Source organism: Streptomyces viridosporus, from assembly GCF_002078235.1.
In the GTDB taxonomy this organism is placed as follows: Bacteria; Actinomycetota; Actinomycetes; order Streptomycetales; family Streptomycetaceae; genus Streptomyces; species Streptomyces viridosporus.
Genome location: NZ_MSGP01000144.1, coordinates 1 through 23,857, shown reverse-complemented (window position 1 = coordinate 23,857; position 23,857 = coordinate 1). Strand labels below are relative to the sequence as shown.

Here is a 23,857-nt window from a genome sequence, read left to right as displayed (position 1 = left end):
TCGACCACGCCGAAAAACATCGTGCCCGTTATGTTAATTTCGCTTCTTCGATTTCCACAATCACCGATTCGGGTGTATGTGCATGCCTCGGTCGAAGGCGGCCGACTCCCGCGCACGGGACGGGAGGAGGGGCCGGAGCGCCCGGAACGCGACCAACGGGCCTGGTGGGAGGCGCCTCCGGGGTGCCGCGGCATTGATCGGTGCGGAGTTCCCGCGCCCGTTCGCATCGATTCGGCCGGACGGAAGGGCGTGTTGCGTGAAGTCGCCCGCGCGGCGCACACGGCCGAAGAATAATAAGATCTTCGCGCGCTGCGACCCTGCCTCCGGGGGGCGCCTGGACTTTTCCGTCGTGGCGTCGGCGTGTGTGAGCGAAGGTGGAGCAGAAGTGCAGGACAGGGCGCGTGCAACCCGCAAAGTGCTGCTGGAAACAGCGGCACATCTGTTCGTTGAACAGGGATATGCCGGAACGAGCGTCAATGACATAAGCGATCACTCGGGAAGAACCAGCGGGGCGATCTATTTCCATTACTCCAGCAAGGAGAAGCTGGCATTGGCCGTGGTCCGCGAGCAGTTCGCCACCTGGCCGCAGCTCGCCGACGCCTACGCCACGCCCGGTGTTCCTCCGCTGGAGAAGCTGGTCGGCCTCAGCTTCCGGGTCGCGCAGTCCCTCAGCGAGGACGTCGTGGCACGTGCCGGTGCCCGGCTGTGGGCGGAGCGCCGCACCATCGAGGCCGCCGTGCCCACGCCGTTCGACGCCTGGGCGGCGGCTGCCACCCGGCTCCTCGCCGAGGCCCGCGCCGGGGGCGAACTCGCGGAAGGGGTCGAGCCGTCGGCCGCGGCCGTGACGCTCGTCTGCGCGTTCTTCGGACTCTGCACCCTGACCGACGAGATGCCGGGCGGGCTGGGCTGGAGGGAGCGCCTGGAGCAGTGGTGGACGCTGGTGCTGCGGTCCCTGCAGGCGGACCCGGACCCGGCCGCCCTGCTCGCCCGTGTGCGGGCGGGGACCCCCGCCCGGCCGGAGAACCCGGCTGCCTGCCGTACCTGACGGGGCGCACCCTGCCGTACCCGACGGGGGCGTACCCGCCCGACCGGGACGGGCGGGACGGCACGCCGCCCGCCCCGGGACCGGGTGCGGGACGGGCCGTCGCCGCCCGGCCGGTGGCACCGGCCGGGCGCCCCCGGGCGAACGCTTCGGACCGCGAGCCCGGTGTTCCGCCGTGCGGAGGACCGCTCGGGGCCGCCGGTCTCCTGCCGCCGGGAGCCGTTGCGGGCCGCCCTCCGCGTCGGCCGGCTCGGACCGAAGAGGGAAAGCACTCACTCTCCCCGTCGCTCGGTGGCCTTCAGTAGCATCGGGCCCACAGGAACCACGGCTCGACACGGCCGCACAGGCCGTCGTCCCCGTACTTCTGGGGCGCGATCGGGGGCGGGCCGGACGTCAGGGGGGGCGGTGCGTGAGAGTTCTTGTCGCCGGCGGGAGCGGCTTCCTCGGGTACGAGGTGCTCCGCCGGGCCGTGGCCGCCGGGTGGGACGTGGCCGCGACCTACCGGACCCGCCCCAAGGAACTGCCGCCGGTCACCTGGTACCGGGCCGACCTCCGTGACCCGGGGCGGATGGGAGAGGTGCTGGCCCGGACCCGGCCGGCCGCGGTGATCAACGCGTCGAGCGGACACGCCGACTGGGCGGTCACGGCCGACGGCGCGGCCCGCCTCGCCCTGGAGGTGGCGCGCGCCGGCTGCCGGCTGGTCCACGTCTCCTCCGACGCCGTGTTCTCCGGAGCCGACGTCCACTACCCGGAGGAGGCCCTCCCCGACCCCGTCTCCCCGTACGGCGCGGCCAAGGCCGCGGCGGAGACGGCCGTCAGGGTGGCCGTGCCCGAGGCCGCCGTGGTGCGCACCTCGCTCATCGTGGGGCACAACCGGTCCGCCCACGAGGAGGCGGTGCACGCCCTGGCGGCCGACCGGCGCGCCGGCGTCCTGTTCACGGACGACGTCCGCTGTCCGGTCCACGTCGACGATCTGGCCTCCGCGCTTCTGGAGATCGCGGAGTCGGACGGGTCCGGGGTGTTCCACGTGGCGGGACCGGACGCGATGAACCGCCACGACCTGGGTGTCCTCATAGCCCGGCGGGACGGACTGGACCCGGCCCGGCTGCCGGCCGGTCTGCGGAGCGAGGTGGCCCCGCCGGGGAACCTCGACATCCGTCTCGTCACCGATGCCACGCGGGCCCGGCTCCGGACCCGGTTGCGGGGTGCGCGCGAATTCCTCGGCCCCGGCGTTCCGGGTGCGGGGAGCGTCAGTTGAGAAAACTCACCCGCACCGCGCCGCGCCTCGATAAAGTGATTTTCGCGGTCGTCCTTGGGTGTCGGAAGAGGGCACGTCCGACGTCGGCGGAGCCGGCGCAGCGGGTGGCGACCCGGCCGCCGGAATGTGATCCCCGTGCGCAGGCGCCGGTGGGGGAACGCGGTGGTGCCGGTGAGGAAAGCACCAAGACGATACGTCGGTCCCGTTCGTCGTGTGGGTCGGCACGTCAGTCATGACTCTTGTCAAAAAGGAAGTGTGACTGCATGTTTGGCGATAATTCCGTGGGGTACGACGCGAACTTTCCGACCGGTGGACCTCTCACCTTGGACCTCGAGAGGATGATCGGCCGCCAACGAATAAGAACCGGCCTCGAGAGCAGCGCCGGATTACTGCGCGGCCGGCGGATCCTGGTCACCGGAGCCGGCGGCTACATCGGATCGGAGCTGTGCCGGCAGCTCAGCCGGTGGGAACCCGAGAGCCTCATGATGCTCGACCGGAACGAGACGGCCCTCCACCTGGCGGCCACCAGCATCGGGAACGTCTCCCCGTCGGTGCGGACCTCCATCCTCCTCGCGGACATCAGGGACTCCCGAGGGCTCGCCCGGCTGTTCCAGCAGTGCCGGCCGGACACCGTCTTCCACGCGGCGGCCCTCAAATGGGTGCCCATCCTGGAGAAGTTCCCCGGGGAAGCCGTCAAGACGAATGTCTTCGGCACCCGAGCGGTACTCGAGGCGGCCCTGGCCGCGGACGTCGCGTTCCTGGTGAACATCTCGACCGACAAGGCGGTCGATCCGGTCGGGGTGCTCGGATACTCGAAACGCATAGCCGAGGGACTCACCGCGGCGGCCGCGATCCAGGCGGGCAGGCCGTACGTGAGCGTGCGCTTCGGCAACGTGCTCGGCTGCCAGGGGTCCTTCCTCGACGTCTTCGCCCGGCAGATCGCGGCCGGCAGACCGGTGACGGTCACCCACCCCGAGGTGACGCGCTACCTGATGACCGTCCAGGAGGCCGTGGAACTGGTCATCCAGTCGGCCGCGCTGGGCAGCGTCGGCCACGCCCTGGTGCTGGACATGGGGGAACAGGTCCGGATCCTCGACATAGCCAGAAGGCTCATCGCGCACGCCGGTGCGGAACTCCCGGTCCGCTACGTCGGGTTGCGGCCGGGGGAAAAGCTCACCGAGGCGCTGGTGGCCCCTTCCGAGTTCCCGGTCCGGCACGTGCATCCGAAGATCATGGAAGTGCCGGTGCCGGCCCTGAAGGCGGGGGACGGCCCGGAACTCGACGCCTGGGGCGAGGACCGGGCCGTCGTCGCCGCCCTGCGCGCCACCTGCCTGGCCATGGCGGGCGACGACCCGGTGGCGCAGGACCCCGGCCACCGGCTGGTCTGAACCCGGGAGCGGCGCGCCGGGCCACCGCGTCGGCGCGCCGGGCCACCACGGTGCCGGCCCGGCGTCCCGCGGGCGCCGGACGCCCGCCCCTCACAGGTACCGGACGCCCTGCCGCACGCTCCCGGCCAGGAAACCCGCCAGCCGCGCCCCGTAGCGGACCCAGCGCCGCCGCAGGACCGGTGACCGCGCCAGGTCCGGAACGTGCAGCAGCAGCCAGCACCAGTTCATGACGACCACCCGGCCGTCGCGCCGTTCGAACCCGGCGCGCCGGTACGCGGCGTACAACTGGGCGCCGGAACGGCCGTAGTTCCACTTCTGCCGTGCCAGCGCCGGGAGTTCGTCCCGCAACCGGTAGTGCATCCGGGCGTCGTCCGCGTAGCGGACGAGGTAACCGCAGAGCTGGGCGCGCCAGGAGAGGTCCATGTCCTCCCCGCCGCCCCGGTAGCGCTCGTCCCAGCCGCCCAGCGCGGTCAGGACGTCCTTCCAGGCACCGCAGTTCGCCCCCCGGGCGAACGGCAGGAAATCCGTCTGGGCGTCCATCGGCAGGGGCTGCTCGTCGACGCGGCCGGGGCTGAGCACGGAGGTCTCCAGTCCGCCGCCCACCAGATCGGCCTCCTTGGCCGCCTGGGCCATCGCGGCCAGCCAGCCGGTGTCGGCGACGTCGTCCGCGTCGCAGAACGCGACGAAGTCGCCGCGTGCCGCGGCGATTCCCCGGTTGCGGGCACGGCTCTCACCGGCGCGGTCGGACGCGTCCACGATCCGCAGGTCCGGCAGCTCGGCGCGGGCCCGTTCGGCGACCTCGCGGGTGGTGTCCGTCGAGCCGTTGTCGACGACCAGGACCTCGTAGGCGACGGCTCCGGTCTGCCGGGCCAGGGCGGTCAGCTGGGCGGCGAGCGTGCGGGCGCCGTTGCGCACCGGGACGACCACCGACACCAGCCGGGGAGTGCTCCCGTTCCGCGGCCCGGCGGCGGGCGGCCGGCACCCGTGCCGGACCAGGCGGGTGCGACGCGCGACGCGCGCCCCGGGGGCCAGGACCGCGGCCGGGTCCCCGGGGTCGCCGGACCGGCGGCGGACCAGCGGCATGGGCAGGGCGACCCAGCGCGCCGTACCGCCGTCCGCGTCCAGCAGTTCGCGCCGCACCGCGTAGGCGCCCTCGAGGAGGTCCGAGGGGGAGGGCCGGGCCCGCGGGGACGCGGACGGCAGGGCGAACCCGTCCACCAGACCGTCGTCCCTCAGCCGCAGGGCGCCGCACTGCACCAGACCGACCGGCCCGGTGCCGTCCCCGCGGCCGTCCCGGGCCGCCCGCGCCAGGTGCCACAGCCAGTGGGGGAGCGCCTCGTCGTCACCGCGGAGAACGGCCACGTACGGCGCCCCCGCGTTCCTGGCCGCGTCGACGCACACCGGCCCGAGGTCCTCGCGAGCGCACCGGACGACCCGTACGGGCGGCACCGCCGTGTCGTCGAGGGGCACGGCCGGCCCGGGGGACCGGGTGCCGCCGGCCGTCGGGCCGTCCGCCGTCACCAGGGTGATCGAGACGGGACGCACCGTCTGGGCGAGGAGGCCGCGCACGGCGCGCCGCCCGTCGCCGTCCGGATCGACCACCACCACCGCGACACCGGGCAACGCCTCGTCCGCGGTCCTCGCCGAGGTGCCGTCCACGCCGTTCCCCCTCCGTCGGCTAGTCGAGGTCGACCCGGGTCAGGGTGAAGTCGACGTCGTTGGGCGGGGCGACCAGCAGCGGCAGCAGCTCCTCACGGGTCCGCGCCCGTCGCCGCCGCTCCTCCCGCGCGGTCATCGCCTCGGTGTAGGCCCGGCGCTCCGCGGACCCGAACCCGGTGTCCGGCGCCTGGGTGAGCGACTTGGGCCAGATCCGGTACCGGTAGAGCACCTTGCGCACACTGCGCAGCCGGTACAGGCGGGCGGCCCGCAGGTGGAAGTCGGTGTCGGCCCCCAGGCGCGCGGTGCCGTCGAAGCCGCCGAGCCTCTCGAGCACCGAGCGCCGCACCACCGAGGACGGGTGCAGGAGCACGGTCGTCCGCCCCAGCCGCATCCAGAGGTTGCCGTTGCGGGGCATCCGCCGGTGTCCCGTCGTGCGGCCCGCCTCGTCGATGTAGGAGTAGGCGCAGCCGACCAGGTCGGCGCCGCCGCTCTCCAGGAGGGCCAGTTGATGGCGCAGCCGGCCCGGCAGGCTGATGTCGTCGGCGTCCTGGAAGGCCACGTAGGGGGTGTCCACCGATTCCAGGACCTTGTTCTTGATCCGCAGGTGGCCGACGTTGCGGGAGGTGCGGACCACGGTCAGCCGGGGGTCGCCGGCGTACGGGTGGAGTTCGCGGACCCACTCCTCGTCGGGCGAGCAGTCGTCCACCACCGTCAGGCGGAGGTCCGGGCGGTCCTGGGAGAGCACCGACCCGACGGCCGCACCCAGGTACGCCGCGCAGTCGTAGTGAGGCAGGACGACGGTCACCGCCGCCCCGGCCGGCCCCGCTGTCACCATCGAGTCTCCTTCCGGGCCGCCCCTCGGGGTGACCTCGTGTGTCAGCGCCCGGCGGCCGCTTCCGCGGCGGGCTCCTCGACGGTGGGGCTGCGGAAGTCCCCCTCGTCGCCCCACGCCACCTGGCGAAGGGGCCGTCCCGCCGCGCCCCGGACCGCCAGCGAGCCGGCCACCCCGCAGAACCAGGTGAAGTGCAGGCCCTTGACCAGCCAGCGCTGCAGCCCGTGCACCGGCCCTCGGCTGCCGTCCCACGCCGCGAGCGGCCACAGGCCGTGGAAGAGGACCCGGGTGAGGTAGACCCGCGCGGTGGGCCAGGGATAGTCGGCGACGCAGGTCACATGGCTGTAGAGGGAGCGGCGCAGGCGCTGGAACGTGTCGTGGGTGCGGCTGACGCGGTAGAAGCTGATCCGGGCCTCGGGCAGCACTTCCAGGTCGTGCAGCGGATCGGGCGCCCCGGCGTCGAGCAGTTCGAACACCACGTACCCGTCGTCGGTCAGGCGTCTGACCGGAATGCCGGTGCCCAGCACGTCCGTCGCGACGACCAGGCAGGCCGCCGCCGGACAGGCCTTCGGCGGGGCGGTGACCCCGGAGACCCGGTCCATGGCCTGTGAGGTGACCGTCTCCCTGGCCAGCGCGACCGAATGCGCCCCGACCGCGCCCCGCTCCCCCCGCTCCCGGAAACGGGAGACCAGCAGGGCGAGGCAGTGGGGGGCGATCTCGACGTCGTCGTCCGTCCAGAGCCAGCCGGCGTAGCCGAGGTCCTCGGAGAGCCGCAGGACCGTGCTCACCGTGCGGAGCTTGCCCGGCCCGGGCAGGGCCAGGCCGACCACGGTGAGGGCCGGGCCCCCGGGCACCGGGGCGCACAGCCGGCGCAGCCTGCGCAGCGCCTCCTCGTCCTCCCCGGGGCCGTACTGCATGCCCACCCAGACGGTCAGCGGCAGGGACGGGTGCGCTTCCCGCACCTCGGCCAGGCGGTGCAGCACATGACGGAACGTCTGCTCGTGCGCCTCGGCGTCGCACCGGCCGACGTAGGTGGGCAGCAGCACCCCGAGCCCGCCGGACGGCAGCGGGAACGCCGCCCCGCCCGGCCGCGCGCCGATCACGCCGTCCGCGCGCACCTCGCCCCGGACGTCCGAGTCCGGTCCCTCGCGTCCCACCAGGACGAACGGGGTGGGACGCGCCGGCGGTGGCGCGAAACCGCGGGCCACCGCCCGTTGCCACCAGACACGACGGTCCACGGTCCCCCCGCGCATTCACGTCCCCTTCGTCGATTCCGAGCGGATTTCCCTCTTGCCTGACACGGGGTGCGGTCCCGCCCGCTCCCGCCCCGGCGGCGGACTCCGGAAGAAGGGAAACGCTGGTGCGGGCGACGCACGAGTGAGCGGTAAATGCGGTTGGTCGGTACGCTAACCAGCCCCGGGCCGGCCTACAAGGGCGCCCCGGGTATCGGCGAGAGATGGCCGAAATGCGGATGCCCGGCTTCAGTCCTTCGCCCGGTCGCCCCGTAGGATCCCCGGAACACCGGCCGGGGGCCCGGACTTTCGGGGGAGTGGGGGCCCGGCCGATACGCGCGATGTGGGGCGGGCCGTGTGGCAGGCTGAGCCGTGCGCGTGCGGTCGGGGCGATGAACCCGACCGGATCACGAATCCTGACCATTGAGGCCGACAATGCGTGCCCTTCGTCGCGGTCGGCAGAAAGGTGGCAGTCATGGGCTATTCCGTCGGTGCCCGAGAGGGGTACCACGGCATGTCCGAGCCCGCCGACCGCAAGATTCTCCTGCAGGCGCGCGGCGTCGTGAAACGCTACAAGCGCCGCCGCGTCCTGACCGGGGTCGATCTCGTCGTGCACGCGGGCGAGGTCGCCGCGATCGTCGGCAGCAACGGGGCGGGCAAGTCCACCCTGCTCAAGATCTGCGCCGGTCTGCTCTCCCCCGACAAAGGACGGGTCACCGTCTCCGGCCACCTCGGCTACTGCCCGCAGAACGCGGGCGTCATGGGCTTCCTGACCCCCCGGGAGCACTTCACCCTCTTCGGCACCGGCCGGGGCCTGAGCCGCCGGGAGTCCGACCGCCGCGGCCGGAAACTCGCGGGAGAGCTCGACTGGGCCCCCGCGGAGGGCGTCCTGGCCAAGGACCTGTCGGGAGGAACCCGCCAGAAGCTGAACGTCGTCCTGTCGGCCCTGGGGGACCCGGACCTGCTGCTGCTCGACGAGCCCTACCAGGGCTTCGACCACGGCTCCTACGTGGACTTCTGGCGGAGCGTCTGGGAGTGGCGCGAGGCGGGCAAGGCCGTCGTCGTGGTGACGCACATGCTCAACCAGCTCGACCGGGTGGACCAGGTGCTGGACCTCACCCCCGGCAAAGGAAGGGGCAACCGATGACGGCCACCCTGCGGATGGCGGAGATGACCTTCCGCGAACTGCTGCGCCGGCGGGGCGTGCTGGGCCTGCTGCTCCTGGTCCCGCTCGTCTTCTACCTCGGGCGTTACGACCAGACCGGCCAGGCGATCCGGTTCGCCAGCCTCGGTGTGGGCTTCGCGGTCAGCGCCGCGGCCCTCTTCTCCGCGGTCGGCGGCCGGGAGATCGAACCGCTCCTGGCCCTCTCCGGGTTCCGCCCGCTCCAGCTCTTCCTGGGCCGCCTGCTGGCCCTCCTCACCGCCGGCATGGGCGTGTCCGCCCTCTACGCCGTGATCATCCTGGTCGGGCAGGACGTGGCGCACCCGCAGGCCGTCGCGGTGGAACTGGCGCTGACCACGCTGGTGGCGGTGCCGCTGGGACTGCTGCTCGGGGCGGCCGTGCCACGGGACATGGAGGGCGCCCTGCTGCTGATCTCCGTCATCGGCGCCCAGATGGTGATGGATCCGGCCAAGGATTCGGCCAAGGTGCTTCCCTTCTGGTCGACCCGGGAGATCATCACCTACGCGGTCGACGGCGCGGACAGCGGATCGTTCGACTCCGGGGTGGCCCACGCCGTCGGAGCGACGCTGCTGCTGGTCGCGGTGAGCGGTTGCGTGACGGCGGGCCGATTGCGCCGCCGGCGCCATCTGCAATTCGCGTGAAATACGCCGGACACCGCTGAGAACGCCCCGCACGGCGCGAAACCGTCGGGGCGTGTCTTCTTCCGTCCGGCAGGAATGCATAACCGCCGCACAAAGTCTCCCTACCCCACGGAAACGAACGCGTGTAGTATCGGCAACCGCCCTGCCGCACCTTGTCCTCGAGGCGGCCCGGTGGACCCGCTGTTCGTCTCTCCAGTGGAAGGGGAGTACGTGAACGACGCTTTTCGTCCGTCCGCCGGTGAATCCGCCGGACGGGCCCGCCGAAGGATTTCCGAGCACTTCCGCACTCCCTCGACCGCGGCGTATGCCGGAACGGTCACGCAGTTCCCCGGGCGGGTCTGAAGGAAACCGCGCGACGGCGCCGGACCGCGGCTTTCGCGCCGGCGCGGCGCACCGGGAGGAACACTCCCGGCCGGCCGGGAACGGCCTCGGCGACCAGGGCGCCCCGCACCTCCATCCGAACGCGCGACACCTCGGCCGGACGCGATCCGCACGTGCGACGCGGCCGGCACCCCGTCGCGTGACCCGACCGGACGACAAGCCGGACGACGAGCCGGACGACAAGGGGGAAGACGCTGGTGAACGCCTCACCGCAGCTGGACCACCACACGGAACTCCACGCCGCACCACCGCTCTGGCGGCCGGGACGCGTGCTCGCCCGGCTGCGCGAGCACCCACCGGGCCCCGTCCACATCATCGACCCCTTCAAGGTCCCGGTGACGGAAGCGGTCGAGAAGGCGGCGGAGCTCACGCGGCTGGGCTTCGCCGCCGTCCTTCTGGCCAGCACCGACTACGAGTCGTTCGAGTCGCACATGGAGCCGTACGTGGCGGCGGTGAAGGCGGCCACCCCGTTACCGGTCGTCCTGCACTTCCCGCCCCGCCCGGGGGCCGGCTTCCCGGTGGTCCGCGGCGCGGACGCGCTCCTGCTGCCCGCGCTGCTGGGCTCGGGCGACGACTACTTCGTCTGGAAGAGCTTCCTCGAGACGCTGGCCGCCTTCCCCGGCCGAATACCCCGCGAGGAGTGGCCCGAGCTGCTCCTCACCGTCGCCCTCACCTTCGGCGAGGACCCCCGCACCGGGGACCTGCTCGGCACCGTGCCGGTGAGCACGGCCTCCACCGAGGAGATCGACCGGTACCTCCACGTCGCCCGTACCTTCGGTTTCCACATGGTGTACCTGTACTCGCGCAACGAGCACGTGCCGCCCGAGGTCGTACGCCACTTCCGCAAGGGGCTCGGCCCCGACCAGGTGCTCTTCGTGAGCGGCAACGTCCGCTCCGGGCGGCAGGTCACCGAGTACCTCGACAGCGGGGCGGACTACGTGGGGTTCGCCGGAGCCCTGGAGCAGCCGGACTGGCGGTCCACCCTCGCCGAGATCGGCGGGCGGCGGCCCGCCGCCCCGGCCCGTCCGGGGAGCGGGCGGTGACGGCCGCCCCGGCCACGGCCCTGCCGGCGGACTACACGGAGTCCATGCTCGCCGCCGAGGCCGCCAACCGCGACCATGTCACGCGGTGCGTCGCGGAGACCGGTGGGTCGCCGGACCTGGTGGCGCACACCGCCGCCCTGCGCCTGTACCTGAGGGTGCCCCACTTCCTCACCGAGTGGACGACCGACCCGGACCGGCGGGCCGCGGTGTCCCGCGCGCTGGCCCTCGACATCGTCTCCATGAAGCTCCTCGACGACCTGATGGACGACGACACCGGACTCGACCGGGTCGAACTCGCCTGTGTCTGCCTCCGCCTCCACCTGCGGGCGCTGCACGAGCTGGAATCCCTCGCCCGCGACCCCAGGGCGGTGACGGACATCCTGGAGCAGGACGCCGTCCACCTCTGCGGCGGCCAGATACGCACCAAACGCACTCGGGCGACGAACCTCCGGGAGTGGCGCGCCCATGCGAGCACCTACGGCTCCACCTTCCTGGGCCGCTACGGGGCACTCGCGGCCGCCTGCGGGGGGGACGGCCAACCGGCGGACTCCGTACGGCGGTTCGCCGAGGCTTTCGCCATGACCATCACCATGGCGGACGACCTGACCGACTACGACCGCAACGGCGAGCGGGACGGCAACCTCGCCCATCTGATGCGGACCGGGGCCGTGGCCGGCCAGGACGTCGTGGACCTGCTGGAGGAGCTGCGCGGGCGGGCCCTCGCCGCGGTGGCGGCACCGCCCGGCGCGCCCGGTCTGGTGCCGGTCGTCCACCTCTACACGGACGACGTGCTGGTACGGCTGCTTCCCCGGCACCCGGGGGAGTGACCGGCGGCCGGCCGGAGCGTCTCCGGCCGGCCGTCCCGCTCCACCCCGGGCTACCGCGCGGCGGCGCCCCGCACCATCAGGTCGTCGAACACGAAGAGGTCGACGTCGGTGCGCGCGAAGTCGTCGAGCACGTCCCGGGCGGTGTGCGCGATGGGCTTGCCCGGGCCGTTGAGCGACGTGTTGATCAGCGCCGGCACACCGCTCAGCTCCTCGAACTCGGCGAGCAGACCGTACAGCCGGTCCTCCTCGGGGCCCAGGGTCTGGATCCGGCAGGTGCCGTTGACGTGCCGGGCCTCGGGCGCGGTCCCGTCCGGCAGCCGGTACTCGAAGAGCATGTACGGCGACGGCGCCCGTCCCGGGTACAGCCCGGCGAAGCGCTCGTCGCGCATCACGGCGCCCAGCGGCCGGAACCACTCGCGCTGCTTGAGCTTCTCGCTCATCCGCTCGCGCATGCCCGGCACCGCGGGACTGCCCAGCAGCGACCGGTGCCCCAGCGCCCGCGGCCCCAGTTCCGCCGCTCCCTGCGTCAACGCCACCACCCCGCCCCCGGCCAGCACCCCGGCGACCGCGGACCGGTCGTAGGGAACGGCCCGCAGGCCCGCGCCCTCCACCGCGTCCAGGACGGCGGCGCGGGACTCGCCCCCGCCGTTGCGGTACACGCTGAACGGCTCCGGCTTCACCCCGGCCACCTGCGCGAGCGCGTAGAGGCCGGCGCCCGTCAGGTGACCCGCGTCCCCGCAGGCGGGCGGAATGGCGATGTCCCGCCCGTACTCCTCCCGCAGCGCCGAGTTAGCCACGATGTTCAGGGCGCACCCGCCGCCCAGGGCGATCGGGCCCACCCCGGCGTCCGTGCGCGTCACATGCCGGTCGAGCACCGCCCGGACGGCCTCGGTGAACATCTCCTGGAACGTCGCCACCACCTGCGACGCCGTCTCGAACCCGGGGGCGAACTCGGGCCGGCCGGCCAGGTCCGCGCGCACCCGCTCGGCGAGTTCCCGGTCGTTCATCACGTCCGGATCCACCGACAGCAGCTGTTCGCGGATGTGCGGGTCCGGCTGCCCGTAGCCGCCCATGGCCATCACCTTGCCGGCCACGCTGGGGCTCGGGCCGAAGCCGAGGAGGTACCCGATCGCCGTCCACCCGAAGCCGTTGCCGTACCAGGGCAGCGGGTCCTTGTCGACCCACTCCAGGGCCCCGCCGGTCACCCGGAACAGGGAGCTGCGGGTGAGCTGGCCGCGGCCCTCGTTGACGAGGACGACGGCGCCTTCCTCCCAGCCCGCGTAGTGGGCGGCCAGCGCCGCGTGGGAGACCTCGTGGGTGACCACGACGCACTCCACCCGCCGCCCCAGCATCTCGCAGACGGTCCGGTGGTGGAGGGCGCCCGCCCCGATCCGCTCCAGGGCCCGGTCCAGGTCGGGTATGCGCAGCAGCCCGCTGCGGACCGGGGTGCTGACGGCCACCAGGTCGATCCCGTCGGTGTCCACGCACTCCTGCTCGAGCACGTGCCGCAGGGCGACGTCGGAGCGGTGGTCGTGCTTGACCCGGGTGAGCCGTTCGGTCTCGACCGCGAAGACCAGCCGCCCGTCCTCGAAGTAGGCGACGCCGGTGTCGTGGCCGGCGGAGTGGAGCGACAGTACCTTCATCAGCTCTCCTGACGCGTGGGTGAGGACGACGGAGTGAGCCTGCGGATGTCCGAGTAGGGGGCCCACTCGATGCGGCGCAGTGGCCTGCCGGACAGCCCGCGCACGTAGAGTTCGCTCCCGATGCCCGCGAACCAGGCGAAGTAGAGCCACTTGATGAGCGCCTTCTTCACACCGTGGCGGGCACCGCGGGAGGAGTCGAAGCCGGTCAGCGGCCACATGCCGCCGAACAGGACGTGGCGGAAGTAGTGCCGGACCACCGGCAGGGGCCAGTCGGCGAGGTCGACGAGGTGGTTGAGCAGCAGCCTGCGGATCCTGCGGCGGGTCTCGCCGGCCGGCCCCGCCACGTAGTAGTGGCACCGGGCGTCCGGAACCAGCCGCAGGCGGGCCAGCGGGTCGGGCAGCGCGGGGTCGAGGAGGCGGAAGCACACGTAGCCGTCGTCGGATATGTAGCGCCCCGGCAGGCCGCCGGCCACCACGTCGGTGGCCACCAGGATGCAGCAGCCGTGCGGGTAGTTCGTGGCCGGGGCGGCGATCGCCTTGGCCCGGGACAGCAGCCGGGAGGTGGCGTACTCATGGGTGTGCGGAACCTTGGTCGCGCCCACCGCCCCGCGGCAGCCCGCCGCCAGGAAGTCCCGCACCAGCCGGGACAGGCAGCCCTCCTCCAAGGTCACGTCGTCGTCGGTCCACCCGACGCCCGCACAGCCGAGGAGTTCGGCGACCGCGATCGCCCCGTTGAGGGTGCGGGGTTTGCCCGGCCCGGGCAGCGAGAGACCGCAGGCCCGCAGTCCGGGCAGCCGGGTGCGGGCGTCGTCCAGCAGCACCCGCAGGCGCCGCAGCGCCTCCCGCTCCTCCTCGGCCGACGACCACTGCATGCCGACGAACAGCACCAGGGGCACCCGGGGGTGGTCCCGCGTCACCGCGGCCGCCTGGTCCAGCAGCGCGTCGAACCACTCCCGCTGCCGCGCCAGGCTCACCCGGGAGACGTAGGTCGGCACGACGAGGGCGATGCCCGGCCGCCCGGCGGGCGTGCGCAGCGCCTGAGCGGCCTCCTCGGCGCGCGGGGTCCCGTCGGCCGGCAGACCGGGCAGGACGTGCCGGACGGGGACCTCCCAGGACTCCGGGGGGCGGAACCCGCGGGCCATGGTGCTCCGCAGGTGGTGCGTCACGAACCCCTCCCCGGCCGGCCGCCGCCTGCGCCGCGCCAGCGGCCGGTTGAGACGGACCGGAGGCCCCGGACGCACCGGCGGGTGCGGGACGGCCGGGGCGGCGGGCTCAGAAGTCACGGTCGGTGTTGGAGGTCGACCGGTACAGGCTGTGCAGGCCGTCCAGCGTGTTGCGCCACTGGCCGGTCACCGCCATGTGCGACAGCAGCGGCTTGACCATGGAGCGGCGCATGAAGAAGGAGCGGTACGCCCACTGGGCGCGCTCCTGCGCGTCCGGCACCAGGTACCCGATCCGCGCGTCGAACTCGCCCCGCACGAAACGGTCCCAGTAGTCGGGCGGGATCTGGCCGGCGGCCACGGACTCCGTGTGCAGGGGGGTGCCCGGCAGGGGCGTCGCGGTGTAGAAGCTGGCGTAGTCCAGCGGGAGGCGGCAGGCGAGGTCGACGGTCCTGCGGAACTGCTCCCGGGTCTCCCCGAGCCAGCCGACGATGAAGTACCCGAAGCCCTTGATCCCGGCCTCGTGGGCGGAGGTGACGGCCTTCTCGATCTTCTGGATGTCGCTCTCCTTGCGCATCCGCTCGAGGATCTCGCTGTCACCGTGCTCGATGCCGAACCGCAGGCGCACGCACCCGGCCCCGGCCATCGCCTCCAGCAGCGGCTCGGGCACCAGGTCGACGCGGGTGGGCGCCTCCCAGCGGACCTTGAGACCGGTCTCCTCGATGAGCCCGCAGATCTCCCGCACCCGGCCGCGGTGCAGGGTGAACACGTCGTCGTAGAACATGATCTCCTTCACCCCCCACCGCTCCTTGAGCTCCGTCATCTCACCGACGACGTCCTCGGGACTGCGGTACATGGACTTCTTGTCCACGGCCTGCTTGAAGCAGAAGCTGCACTTGAAGGGGCAGCCGCGGCTGGAGATCATCGTCGCGAACGGCCGCGGAGCCATGATCGAGTAGTAGCGGTCCATCGGGAGCCCGGCGCGTTCGGGCCAGCCGACCTCCTCCAGGTTCACCATCGGCGCGGCACCGCCGTCGTGCTTGCGGGTCACCAGGCCGCGGATGCCCTCCGGCTCCTCGCCCCGCTCCATCGCCTCCGCCAGTTCCGGCATGATCGTGACGCCTTCGCCGACGCCCACGTAGTCGATGGACTCGTGGACCAGGTTCTCGTGCGCGTACACCTCCGTGTGCGGCCCGCCCAGGATCACCTTCGCCCCGGTGCTCTTGGCCGCCTCGCACGCCTCGATGGCGCCGGGCAGACCGGGTGTCGTGGTGCTCACCCCGACCAGGTCCGGCGCGAAGTCCGCGAGCAGCTTGCGCAGCCCCTCGCTGTCGAGGCCCAGGGCGGGGGTGTCGACCTGGATGACGTGGTGGAACCCGGCCGACTTGAGCGCGGTGTGGATGTAACCCAGCCCGAGGTGCGGCAGCACGCCGGCCCGCTTCTGGACCCGCGCTATCTGACGGGTGTTCAGGCACAGGTCGTGATGGCGCACCAGGGCGATCCGCAGTTTGCGCTTGCGCCAGAGCGGTATGCCCGACCGGGCCGGGGTCTCGGCCGTGGCGGAGCATCCGCCCGACGTCGCTCCCGCGGCGGGACCTGTGCTGATCACGGGCAATGTCTTCCGCATGCGATGTGCTCCTTCTGGGCCCTGCGGCTGATGTCTCGTGAGGAGTGGGGGTCTGCGGCGGTCCCGGCCCCGCTACGGCCGGCGGCGGGCCCTTCGGACGGCGAGGTCCTCCAACTGCAGCAGGTAGAGCGCCAGGGGCTGCAGCCTGCTGACGCGCTGCGGAGCCCCGGGCCCCCGGCCGGCGGCCAGCAGCCGTTGCAGGAAGCGGTCGGGACCGCGCCACCAGCCCGGTTCCACGACCGCCGCGTGGGCGAGGAACCGGAGCAGGTACGCCAGTCGGTGCGCGACCAGCACGGGTCCGTGCCGCTGGGGCACCGACGAGGCGAACCCCAGGTCCGCGTGCTCGGGGAAGGCCCGGTGCAGCGCCCGGTCGTGGAACGTCCCGTCGACCAGGAAGCGGTGCGGCACCGAGGCGAGGTGGTCGAAGAGGGCGTGGTCGAGGTAGGGGGTGTGCGTCAGGACCCGTCCGTCCCCCAGGGCGAACGGAGCCGCGGAGATGGAGCGCCGGGTCCGGTTCCAGAAGAAGAAGGAACTGAGCGGGCTGGCGCTGTCGGCGTGCCGGGCCAGCTCGGTGACGAGGCGTCGCCGGGCCGCCTGCCTGCTCCACAGGGCGTTCGTCCGGGGGCTCAGCAGGTGCTCCACGTGGGGGCCGGTCCGGCTCGCGGCCAGCAACCGGTCCGCCAGGCCGGGCAGGTCCGCGGGGTCGTAGGGGTTGGCCCGGATGAACTCCACGCTCGGGTTCTGGACGAGCTCCCCGCCGCCGAGACCGTCGTACGAGATGCGGCTGTGGCGGCGCAGGTGGGCCAGGACCGGCTGGGTCCACGCGCCGTCCAGGGTGGTCATGCCCTGCGCCGGCAGGGCGGCGAGCTCCGCGCGGAACTGCGAACGGGGGCGCGGCACCACCGTGTGCGGCAGACCGAGCCGGTCCGCCAGGGCGGCCGCCACGCGCGCGTCGGCCCCCGGGTCGGGAGGGAACTTGGCGCCGCTGACGCACCGGCGCGGCGGTGCGCCCCGGCGGCACAGCTCGAGCAGGATGTGCCGTGAGTCCCGGCCGCCGCTGAGCAGGAGGTCGTACGGTTCGCCGGGCAGCCGGCGGGCCACCGAGGCGCGGAACAGGTCGACGAAGCCGTCGACCGCCTGCGCCTCGGTCATCGCGGCGGCCCCGGGGCGCGGCGGCCCGTCGGACCGCAGCCGCAGCCCGCCGGTGTCCCAGGTGAGCGTGGCCGCCGGGGGCAGTGCGCGGACCTGTGCGAAGGCCGTGTCCTCGGCGAGGAAGAATCCCGTCCGCAGGAAGACGGCGAGCGCGTCGTGGTCCAGCTCGACGGGCCCGTCGTCCGGAAGCAGGGCGAGCGGGTCGGGGGAGAGCGCGAGTGAGTCGCCGTCGGCCCGGTAGAAGAGGGGGCGGATGCCGTAGCGGTCGTTGCGGGCCACCAGGCGTTCGCCGTCCCACCTCCACCCGGCGAAGACGCCTTCGGCCGGCGGGCCCGGGTCCAGGTGGTCACCGGTGAGGGGGTGCCCGAGGCGCGCCTCCTCGTCGCCCTCCGCGCGCACCCCGTCGGGGCCCGCGGTCAGGAGGACGCGGGGGGCGGACGCGACCGGGCGGCGGACCGTCATCGGGCGTCCAGCAGGGGCTGGAGGGCGGCTTTGATCCTGGCCGTCACCGCGTCCTGGTCCAGTACGGAAGCGGCGAAGGAGACCGCGGCCTTCTTGTGCACCTCGATCACCGACGGACGGGTCAGCCAGTCGTCCGCCGTGCGGAAGAGTTCCTCGGGGGTGGCGCAGGCGTGGCCCAGCCCCTCCTCGTGGATCAGTCCCGGCACCCACTGCTCCATGGGCAGTCCCGACTCGAGCATCAGGACCGGTATGCCGAAGTAGGCCGCCTCGAGGGTGGTGTTGGGCCCCGCCTTCGAGACGAGGAGCCCGTACCTGGACCGGGAGGCACGCCGGATGTAGTCGAAGTACTCGGTCTGGCCGAGGACGCTGTGGAACCGCCAGTGGGGCCGCCCGACCGCGGCGGTGCGGCGGGCGAGCTCCGGGTCGCCGTAGCCGACGAAGACGAGGTCGATGTCGGGGTGGTGGTCGGCGAGGCGCCGCACCAGCTCGGGGTAGGTGTCCCCGCCGCGGTTGGAGAAGACGATCACCCGTGGCCGGTCCGGGCCCGAGTCGCCGCCCCAGGGCCCCGCCTCGGAGACGGCCGTCCCACTGGTCATGAAGTCCCGCAGGTCGTGCTGGGCGACGAGCGGGCCCACCACCTGGACGCGCTCCGGGTCGCCGCCGGCCGTGGCCAGCAGGTGCTCCTTCGCCCGGGGGAAGCCGACGAGCGTCAGGTCCGGGTACCGGCTGCGGTGCAGCGGCAGTTGCAGCAGCCCGGGGTTGGTCACGTGGCTGACGACCCGGGTGGACGTCCCGGCGAGCCGGACGGCGGCCACGCACAGCCTCGCCACGAACCCCTTCGTGCCGACCACCACGTCGGGGGCGCTCTCCCGCAGGTGCCGGGCGAGCGGCTCCAGGTCCGCCCGCTGGGCGGCGGTGGGGTCCGCCTCGAACCCCTCCGGGAAGCGTGTCTGGAGGCGGTCCATGAGGGCCATGTACCGCTGGTTGCGGACGACGGCGTCGGGGCTCTCCAGGGAGATGGTCCGGATCTCCGCCCCGGCCTCGCCGATCCACGGGAGGATCGGCTCCGCCTCCAGGAGGGTCACCTCCGCGTCGATCGCGCTCCGGAGCGCGCGGGAGAAGCGCGTCGCGGCGAGGTAGTTGCCGAACTCGCCCCAGGTCCGGGGGGAGAGCACCTGGACGAGCGGTCGGTCGGGGGCAGCCATGGGTCTCCTAGGAGAGGGCCGGGTACGCGGGGGACTCGAGGGCGCGGGGTCCGGCCGTCAGGCTCTCGAACCAGAGCTGGTAGACCAGCAGCGCCCACAGCTTGCGGGAGGTGTCACGCCGGCCACCGAGGTGGTCGTCGATCAGCAGGCGCACCGCCCCGGTGTCGAACAGGCCGCCGCGGCGCAGGGACGACGGGGAGAGGGTGTCCAGGAGCAGGGGCCGCAGCTCGCCGCGGAGCAGGGCCGCCACCGGCGCGCGGAAGCCCAGCTTCGTCCGCTGGACGACGGAAGGGGGCAGCCAGTCGGCGGCGACCTGCCGCAGCAGGTACTTGCCGGTGAAGCGGCGCAGCTTCAGGCCGGTGGGCAGGGAGTTGCCGTACTCGACCAGGTCCAGGTCGAGGAAGGGGGAACGCAGTTCGAGGGAGCTGCGCATGCCGCCCCGGTCCGTCTTGGTGAGGATCACGTCCCGCAGGAAGTGGGTCACCACGGCGAGCTGGCTGCGCTGGACACCGGTCAGGCCCGGCTGTCCCCGCAGGAGGCGCGCCACCTCGGTGAACGGGTCGTGTCCGGTCAGTTCGGCCCCGGCCTCGGGGGTGAGCAGCCGTGGCAGCTCGCCCGGGCCGAAGGGCGCCGTCGAGAGGTAGAACCGGTGCTCCGGGGCCGCGCGCAGGCCCTTGGCCAGCAGACCGAGGGCCTGCGTCACGGGGAGGTTGCCGGAACGGGCCGGCAGCCGGCGCACCAGCAGTCGGACGAGGGCCTCCAGCCGGGGGGCCGGCAGTACGCGCAGCAGCAGCTCGATCGCCCGCTCGGCCTGGAAGTAGCGGTAGCCCAGGAGCAGTTCGTCCGCGCCGTCGCCGGTGAGGACGCCCCGGACGTGCTCGCGGGCCGCCCGGCAGACCAGACGCGTGGGCAGCAGGGAGGGGTCGGCCAACGGTTCGTCGGCCACGGCGAGTTCGGACTCCACCACACCGGCGAGGTCGGCTCCGCCGATCCGCACCACGTGGTGCTCGGTGCCGAGGTGGCGCGCCACCGCCCGTGCGTGGTCGCTCTCGTCGAAGTCCGGGTCCGCGAACCCGGCGCTGAAGGTGGGCACCGGCCGTCCCGGCAGGAGCTGCTGGGCCACCGCGGCGACCGCGCTGGAGTCCAGGCCGCCGCTGAGCAGTACGCCGAGGCGGCGGTCGGTGCTGGTCATCCGGCGGGCGACGGCGGCGCGGAAGAGCTCCTCGAACCGCCGCGCGGCCTCCCGCCGTCCGGGGCCCCGCCTGCCCCCCGGCCGGAGGGCGGGCCGCCAGAACTCGGTCTCGTCCAACGCGCCGTGCCGGTGGGTCACATAGCTGCCGGGGCGCACCTTGCTCACCCCCGACACGGCCGAGGCGGGGGCGCAGAACGCCTGGAGCACCAGGTAGTCGGCGAGCGCCCGCACGTCCGGTGTGCGCGGCGCGGCGGGGTGCCGCAGCAGAGCGGTGAGTTCGGACGCGAAGGCGATGCCGTCCGGCACGCGGGTGTAGTAGAGGGGCTTCTTCCCCATCGGGTCGCGGGCCAGCACGGTGGTGCCGGTGCGGGCGTCGTGCAGCGCGAAGGCGAACATGCCCCGCAGCCGGTCGAGCATCCGCATGCCCAGCAACTCGTAGAGTTCCACGAGGACTTCGGTGTCGCTGCCGGTGCGCAGGGCGACGCCCGCCGCCCGCACCTCGGCGCGCAGTACGGCGTGGTTGTAGAGCTCGCCGTTGAACACCACGGCGGTGGCTCCCGACGCGGAGACGAACGGCTGCGCGCCGTGGTCCGGGTCGGTGAAGGTCAGGGCGCAGTGCGCGAGGGTGACGCCCCGGTGGTGGCACCAGTCCGAGCCGTCGGGGCCGCGGTGCGCCACGGCGGCGAGCATGCGCTCGGCCGTGGCACGCGCGTCCTCCTGCCCGGCGCCGGCGTCACTGAATCCGACGAAGCCGCACATGCCGCCTACAGCCGTGGCACGGACACCGAGGAGCCGCCGACCGGGACGGTGTCCTGCTCGGCGCCGGACAGTGACCGCCGGGTCCACTCGATCTGGGTGGCGAGACCTTCCCGCAGACCCGTCCGGGCCGTGAAGCCCAGGACGTTCCGGGCCTGCCGCACGTCGGCGGTGGTCGAGCGGACGTCGCCGATGCGGGCGGAGCCGTACGCGGTGCACGGGCGCAGACCGGTCAGCTCCGCCGTCATGGAGACCACTTCGTTGACCGAGACGGCGCTCCCGGTGCCGATGTTCAGCACCGCGCTGTCCCGGTCCCGGACCGACGCGGTCAGCAGCAGCGCCCGCACCACGTCGGACACATGGGTGAAGTCGCGGAGCTGGGTTCCGTCGCCGTAGATCTCGATGGGTTCGCCCCGGAGCGTCGCCCGGATCAGCCGGGAGATGAACATGTCCGGGCGCTGGCCGGGGCCGTAGACGGTGAAGAACCTCAGGGCGCCGACCGAGAGCTCGGCGTCGCCGCGGGCCGCGAAGGCCAGGGCCAGCCGCTCCGCGGCGAGTTTGGTGACCCCGTAGGGGGAGAGCGGACGGGGCAGGTCGTCCTCGCTCATCACGCCGTCCGCGCCGCCGTACACGCTGGAGGACGAGGCGACCACCACGCGCTCCACGCCGGCCTGCACACAGGCCTCCATCAGCCGCTGGGTCGCCAGTACATTGCACCGGAGGTACTCGGGGAATTGGGTCCAGGACGGGCGGACTCCGGGTAACGCGGCCAAGTGGAAGACCGTCGAGATGTTTTTCAGGCGGTCCACCAGATTCAATGCGTTGAGGTCACCGCGTATCTCCCGGAGCGAACCGGTAAAGGGCGGGGACGTACTCCCCGGGTCGTCCGGAAGAGGTCTCCGGTCCACCGCCACAACGTTTCTGCCGGAATTCCTGAGTTCCGTCACCAGGTGCGACCCGATGAAGCCGGCCGCACCGGTGACCAAAACGTCGCCGTCCGCTAAGTCCGTTCCGTGCGTATCGCTCGACACGAATCCCCCTTGGTTCGCTCACAACTGGCTGATCAAGGCGGTGCATTGCGGTGCACGTTCGTGTGGCTGCCTCTGGCTCGACCGGGCCGACTCGCGCGACCGCTCGGACGCCGTGGGACTGTGCGGTGCCGAAAGTGCCGCTGACCAGGCTTTCGGCGTTGAGAAACGCATGTCCGGACCAAGAGACGTGGGGAGTCTAACAGCATGCGTCAATCATGAGCAATAGTGTGCTTCGCCCCCTCCCGGAGCGGTGTCCGCTATCGGCATTCCCGCAGAAAGGACGCGCTCCGGCCGCCGCTGCCGAGGCGTCATTCACAAGGAGGCGCACAGGACTTTATGCTGGCCGCTCGCCGCCGGGCGAATGGGGGAGGGGCACGTTGGCAGACAGTCCGTTGCGGCATCTCTCCACGTTTGTCCGCTATCTGCGCGGCGAACGGACCGCCGTGGCGCTGCTCGCTCTCCTGGTCCCCGCGGGGATGGGTCTCCAACTGGTGGCGCCCTACCTGCTGCGCGGATTCATCGACGGGGCGCTCTCCGGCGACTCCCGGAAGACGCTGCTGGACCTCGCCGCCTGGTCCCTGGCGGCCGCCGTCGGGACGCTCGTGGTCACCGCGGGCACCGAGGCGCTGTCCTCACGGGTCGCCTGGCGCAGCACCAACCGGTTGCGCGCGGACCTGGTCGAGCACTGCCTGAGCCGGCCGCCGGGCTTCTACCGCGAGCATCCGCCCGGCGAACTCGTCGAACGGATGGACGGCGACGTCACCCGGCTCGCCGCGGTGATGTCGACGCTGCTCCTGGAACTGCTGGCGCAGGCGCTGCTGATCGTCGGCATCCTCGTCGCCCTGTTCCGGCTGGAATGGCGGCTGGCCCTGGTGTTCGCCCCGTTCGCGGCAGGCACCCTCCTGCTGCTGCGGACCCTGGTGGGCCGTGCCATGCCCTTCGTCACCGCGCGGCAGCGGGTCGCGGCGGACCTGCAGGGTTTCCTCGAGGAGCGCCTCGCGGCGGCGGAGGACCTCCGCGTCAACGGGGCCTCGCGGTACACCCTGCGGGAACTCGGCGACCGGCAGGACGACCTGTACCGCAAGGCCCGCGACGCGGCGCGGGCCTCGGTCCGCTGGCCCGCCACGGTGCAGGGCCTGTCCGCCGTCAGCGTCGTCCTGGCCCTGGCGGTCAGCGCCTGGCTGCACGCCCGCGGACAGCTCTCCACCGGGACGGCCTTCGCCTCCCTGTCCTACGCGATGCTGCTGCGCCGCCCCCTGCTCGCGGTCACCACCCGCTTCCGCGAACTCGAGGACGCCGCCGCGAGCGCCCAGCGGCTGAGGGACCTGCTGGGCCACGGGACGGTGGCGCCCCGCACGGGACGCGGGACGCTGCCGGCCGGACTGCCCGGAGTCCGCTTCGACGGGGTCTCCTTCGGCTACGAGCCCGACGAGCCGGTGCTGCGGGACGTCTCCTTCACCCTGCGCCCCGGCGAACGCCTCGGCGTCGTGGGACGCACCGGCAGCGGCAAGTCCACCGTGGTCCGGCTGCTGTTCGGGCTCCACCACCCGGTGGCGGGCTCGGTGTCGGCAGGCGGCCTGGACCTGACGGAGATCGACCCCCGGGCGCTGCGCGGCCGGGTCGCGCTGGTCACCCAGGAGGTGCACGTCTTCCACGCCTCACTGCGGGACAACCTCACCTTCTTCGACCGCTCCGTCCCCGACGACCGGCTGCGCGCCGCTCTCGGCGAGGCCGGGCTCGGCCCCTGGCTGCGCACCCTGCCCGACGGTCTGGACACGCCGCTCGGCGCCGGGGCCCGCGGCATGTCCGCGGGCGAGGAGCAGCAGCTCGCGCTGGCCAGGGTGTTCCTGCGCGATCCGGGGCTGGTCCTGATGGACGAGCCGACGGCCCGGCTGGATCCGTACAGCGAGCGGCTCCTGATGCCCGCGCTGGAGCGGCTGCTCGAGGGCCGGACCGCCGTCGTGGTGGAGCACCGCCCGCACCTGCTCCGGAACGCCGACCGGATCCTGGTGCTGGAGGAGGGGAAGGTCGCCGAGGAGGGGGAGCGGACGGTCCTCGCCGCCGATCCCGGGTCGCGCTTCCACGCACTCCTCCGCACGGCCGGAGCCACCCGGTGAGGGACGGGGACGAGGACGGGGAGGGG

General features: G+C 73.1%; 18 protein-coding genes. 8 read left to right on the top strand and 10 right to left on the bottom strand.

Features of this window, described 5'->3' with window-relative positions; translation table 11 throughout:
• The first annotated feature begins 385 nt into the window (after window positions 1-385).
• The 3 genes from B7L92_RS10970 (at window position 386) to B7L92_RS10960 (ending at window position 3,688) form a co-directional block, all read left to right on the top strand.
• Window positions 386-1,045: a ScbR family autoregulator-binding transcription factor gene (locus B7L92_RS10970; protein WP_304364701.1), complete on the top strand. Its 660-nt coding sequence runs from the start codon at window positions 386-388 to the stop codon at window positions 1,043-1,045.
• Between the two features lie 406 nt (window positions 1,046-1,451).
• Window positions 1,452-2,300: an SDR family oxidoreductase gene (locus B7L92_RS10965; RefSeq protein ID WP_081237242.1), complete on the top strand. Its 849-nt coding sequence runs from the start codon at window positions 1,452-1,454 to the stop codon at window positions 2,298-2,300.
• Between the two features lie 323 nt (window positions 2,301-2,623).
• Window positions 2,624-3,688 carry an SDR family NAD(P)-dependent oxidoreductase gene (locus B7L92_RS10960; protein ID WP_255310865.1) on the top strand — a complete coding sequence of 355 codons (1,065 nt, stop codon included), beginning with the start codon at window positions 2,624-2,626 and terminating at the stop codon, window positions 3,686-3,688.
• Between the two features lie 90 nt (window positions 3,689-3,778).
• On the opposite strand, the gene B7L92_RS10955 is transcribed toward B7L92_RS10960, so the two are convergent.
• Genes B7L92_RS10955 through B7L92_RS10945 form a run of 3 tightly spaced genes read right to left on the bottom strand, consistent with a single transcriptional unit; the run spans window position 3,779 to window position 7,432 of the window.
• Window positions 3,779-5,347, bottom strand: coding sequence for a glycosyltransferase family 2 protein (locus B7L92_RS10955; protein WP_081237240.1), 1,569 nt, complete (start codon window positions 5,345-5,347; stop codon window positions 3,779-3,781).
• Between the two features lie 19 nt (window positions 5,348-5,366).
• The gene (locus B7L92_RS10950) at window positions 5,367-6,182 is read right to left on the bottom strand and encodes a glycosyltransferase family 2 protein (protein WP_081237239.1); all 816 of its coding nucleotides are present in this window, start codon (window positions 6,180-6,182) and stop codon (window positions 5,367-5,369) included.
• A gap of 41 nt (window positions 6,183-6,223) precedes the next feature.
• Entirely contained in the window at window positions 6,224-7,432 is a 1,209-nt protein-coding gene (locus B7L92_RS10945; protein WP_081237238.1) for a hypothetical protein, read from the bottom strand.
• A gap of 454 nt (window positions 7,433-7,886) precedes the next feature.
• Between B7L92_RS10945 and B7L92_RS10940 the strand changes: the two genes are divergently transcribed.
• The 4 genes from B7L92_RS10940 (at window position 7,887) to B7L92_RS10925 (ending at window position 11,486) form a co-directional block, all read left to right on the top strand.
• The gene (locus tag B7L92_RS10940; protein WP_081237237.1) at window positions 7,887-8,558 is read left to right on the top strand and encodes an ATP-binding cassette domain-containing protein; all 672 of its coding nucleotides are present in this window, start codon (window positions 7,887-7,889) and stop codon (window positions 8,556-8,558) included.
• Window positions 8,555-9,235 (top strand): hypothetical protein, encoded by a 681-nt coding sequence (locus B7L92_RS10935; RefSeq protein WP_081237236.1) that lies wholly within the window; start codon window positions 8,555-8,557, stop codon window positions 9,233-9,235. The genes B7L92_RS10940 and B7L92_RS10935 overlap by 4 nt, the downstream gene beginning before the upstream one ends.
• Window positions 9,236-9,813: 578 nt before the next feature.
• Window positions 9,814-10,659 carry a geranylgeranylglyceryl/heptaprenylglyceryl phosphate synthase gene (locus tag B7L92_RS10930; protein ID WP_081237235.1) on the top strand — a complete coding sequence of 282 codons (846 nt, stop codon included), beginning with the start codon at window positions 9,814-9,816 and terminating at the stop codon, window positions 10,657-10,659.
• A complete protein-coding gene (locus B7L92_RS10925) occupies window positions 10,656-11,486 on the top strand; it encodes a Moenomycin biosynthesis protein MoeN5 (protein WP_081237234.1) in 831 nt (276 codons plus the stop codon). Before B7L92_RS10930 ends, B7L92_RS10925 begins: the two co-directional genes overlap by 4 nt.
• A gap of 50 nt (window positions 11,487-11,536) precedes the next feature.
• Here B7L92_RS10925 and B7L92_RS10920 read toward each other — a convergent pair whose 3' ends face one another.
• The 7 genes from B7L92_RS10920 to B7L92_RS10890 all read right to left on the bottom strand — a co-directional run bounded on the left by B7L92_RS10920 (window position 11,537) and on the right by B7L92_RS10890 (window position 21,630).
• Window positions 11,537-13,129, bottom strand: coding sequence for a carbamoyltransferase C-terminal domain-containing protein (locus B7L92_RS10920; RefSeq protein ID WP_081237233.1), 1,593 nt, complete (start codon window positions 13,127-13,129; stop codon window positions 11,537-11,539).
• On the bottom strand, window positions 13,129-14,295 hold the full coding sequence (locus B7L92_RS10915) for a hypothetical protein (RefSeq protein ID WP_255310863.1): 1,167 nt from the start codon (window positions 14,293-14,295) through the stop codon (window positions 13,129-13,131). The genes B7L92_RS10920 and B7L92_RS10915 overlap by 1 nt, the downstream gene beginning before the upstream one ends.
• Window positions 14,296-14,401: 106 nt before the next feature.
• Window positions 14,402-15,916, bottom strand: coding sequence for a B12-binding domain-containing radical SAM protein (locus B7L92_RS10910; RefSeq protein ID WP_081237231.1), 1,515 nt, complete (start codon window positions 15,914-15,916; stop codon window positions 14,402-14,404).
• Window positions 15,917-15,988: 72 nt separating this feature from the next.
• Window positions 15,989-17,530, bottom strand: a complete 1,542-nt coding sequence (locus B7L92_RS10905) for an asparagine synthase-related protein (protein ID WP_081237230.1) — start codon at window positions 17,528-17,530, stop codon at window positions 15,989-15,991.
• Window positions 17,527-18,735, bottom strand: a complete 1,209-nt coding sequence (locus tag B7L92_RS10900; protein ID WP_081237229.1) for a glycosyltransferase family protein — start codon at window positions 18,733-18,735, stop codon at window positions 17,527-17,529. Before B7L92_RS10900 ends, B7L92_RS10905 begins: the two co-directional genes overlap by 4 nt.
• A 7-nt stretch (window positions 18,736-18,742) precedes the next feature.
• Window positions 18,743-20,686: an asparagine synthase (glutamine-hydrolyzing) gene (asnB, locus tag B7L92_RS10895; protein ID WP_081237228.1), complete on the bottom strand. Its 1,944-nt coding sequence runs from the start codon at window positions 20,684-20,686 to the stop codon at window positions 18,743-18,745.
• Between the two features lie 5 nt (window positions 20,687-20,691).
• On the bottom strand, window positions 20,692-21,630 hold the full coding sequence (locus tag B7L92_RS10890) for an NAD-dependent epimerase/dehydratase family protein (protein ID WP_438363984.1): 939 nt from the start codon (window positions 21,628-21,630) through the stop codon (window positions 20,692-20,694).
• A gap of 461 nt (window positions 21,631-22,091) precedes the next feature.
• Here B7L92_RS10890 and B7L92_RS10885 point away from each other — a divergent pair, with 461 nt between their 5' ends.
• The gene (locus B7L92_RS10885) at window positions 22,092-23,831 is read left to right on the top strand and encodes an ABC transporter ATP-binding protein (protein WP_081237226.1); all 1,740 of its coding nucleotides are present in this window, start codon (window positions 22,092-22,094) and stop codon (window positions 23,829-23,831) included.
• Window positions 23,832-23,857 lie beyond the last annotated feature (26 nt).